Origin of the sequence: Rothia sp. HMSC062H08 (assembly GCF_001810775.1) — a bacterium.
Classification (GTDB): Bacteria; Actinomycetota; Actinomycetes; order Actinomycetales; family Micrococcaceae; genus Rothia.
The window spans coordinates 1-458 of record NZ_KV802645.1 but is presented as its reverse complement, the minus strand read 5'-3'; the positions used below and the strand labels follow the sequence as shown (position 1 = coordinate 458).

Below are 458 nucleotides of genomic sequence, written 5' to 3'. Positions count from 1 at the left end.
CCTCTGGCGGCGTATACCGCAGCGCAGCCCCATCTGGCGCATCATCTTCAAGACCGTCTTATCGGCAATGCGCACCCCTTCCTCAGCGCGCAGGCACATGGCTACCTGCCTGTGACCGCACCCGTTGGGGGTCCGCGAAAAGATCTGTGCGACCTTGGGACGTAGCTGCACTCTGGTTGGCTGCTGGGGATGAGCCAACGCGTAGTAGTAGCTCGATCTGGCAAGGCCAGCCACCTCAAGGAGATCGTACAGCTTGTGCCCGTGCCCTGAAAGCTCAGCGACCACTAGGGCTTTGTCCCGGTTTGGGAGCGCCTGTGCGCCTTCAGGGCAATCGATTTTTTTAGGTACGCCACCTGCGCCTCAAGCTTGCGCACGCGCTCGGCAAGTTCCTCCTCACGCGTTGGTGGCACCGCCCGCACTGACCCCTTCGGCCTGCCTTTGGGCTTAGGCTTAAGCGC

Annotated in this window: 1 protein-coding gene; it reads right to left on the bottom strand. The window is 62.0% G+C overall.

Annotated elements, in window-relative coordinates:
* Positions 1–171, bottom strand: a 171-nt coding sequence (locus tag HMPREF2765_RS09435; protein WP_305793651.1) for an IS3 family transposase, incomplete at its 3' end; no start/stop codon positions are given.
* Positions 172–458: the final 287 nt, after the last annotated feature.